Genomic DNA, 1355 nt, shown 5'->3' on the forward strand with positions numbered 1-1355 from the left:
CGCTACCGACACCGCAGGCAACATCAGCGACCATGCGGAGATCACGGTCATCGTTGACAATGGCGGCGCCGACACCACTCCGCCTACGGCATCGATTACGTCCATCGCGGACGGCGCGACGGTGTCCGGCCGCATCGAAATATGGGCCTCGGCTAACGACGACAGCGCCGTCACCAAGGTCAGCTTCTACGTGGACGGCGCTTACCTGAACTACGACACGACGGATCCGTGGGGACGTGCTCTACAGACCAACTCGCTTACGGACGGGCCGCACACGCTCTCCGTCCGCGCTACCGACACCGCAGGCAACATCAGCGACCATGCGGAGATCACGGTCATCGTTCAGAACTGATGGAACGAACCGCCTCCGGCTTCAATCGATAGAGACGATAGGCGTAGTCGCTGTACACCTCATCGAAGGCTGGAGACCGATCGACGCGTACATAGTGCAGCGGCGGCACGCCATAAGCGTGCTCGAGCCACACGTTGTAGTCGTGCTCCCAGCGGAGTCTGTTGTTCCGGATCAGAACCCACTCGATTCCGTTTCGCGTGAGCATTTCGACAACCGACTGATCGCTACGCCACGACAGGTATGTGACGTAATCCTCTTCGGACAACAGGAAGTGTGTGAACACCTGGTTGTCCGGTAGGAAGTGCTGCACGGCAGAGTCGCGGGCGATCACTCCGCCGGTTGTGCCATCAATGAGCGGCGCAAGTGCGCGTATATCCCTGAGTGCCATGTCTCTCTCTGGTCGCTCCACGAAATAGTGGTGTGCATCACTTGGAGCCGAGGGAGCGGAAATGAGGGATACGCTTCCGACGAAGAGCGAAGCGAGAATCATGACGTGTCGCCGACCGAATCCGAGCCCGGCACCGGTCAACGATGAGTCGCGCAACACCGATGCCAAGACCGAACTCATCCAGAAGAGGCCACCCGCAGCCAGTAGCACAAGCAGTGGGAGCAAGGGGTAGAAGTAGCGCGCGTGCGCGGAAGGGCGTGTGAGCAAAATCAGCGTGAACTGAAGGATGATGCATGATACGCAAAAGATTGCGCCCCTCAGACCGAACCTGCGGCGTACGAAGAGAATCCCGGCTCCGACTAGCGCGAATACCCAGGCCTCCATCACGAGACTCGTGAGAACGTTGAACTGAATCCTGGCATACTCGAAATGACCGACATCGAGACCGTTGCCCCAGAACTCCGGACCCACGATAGGGGCGTACTTCACAGGGAACCACCCATAGGGGTGGTAGTGGAAGTACTGTACGCCTCCCACGAAAAGATGCCAGATCACGAGCGGTGCCATTACGATGGCCGTGAATGAATACAGTTGGACGGTCCTCCATAGGCGGTC

Annotated in this window: 2 protein-coding genes; one reads left to right on the forward strand and one right to left on the reverse strand. The window is 58.9% G+C overall.

The genetic code is table 11. From position 1 onward, the window contains the following. A partial coding sequence (locus WEB52_02535) for an Ig-like domain-containing protein (GenBank protein ID MEX2225311.1) occupies positions 1–352 on the forward strand: 352 nt, incomplete at its 5' end. Here the strand turns inward: WEB52_02535 and WEB52_02540 are convergent. Then, the coding region (locus WEB52_02540) for a hypothetical protein (protein MEX2225312.1) at positions 336–1355 on the reverse strand (1020 nt) is incomplete at its 5' end. The genes WEB52_02535 and WEB52_02540 overlap by 17 nt on opposite strands.

It is taken from the genome of Dehalococcoidia bacterium (assembly GCA_040902535.1).
GTDB lineage: Bacteria > Chloroflexota > Dehalococcoidia > DSTF01 > JACRBR01 > JBBDXD01.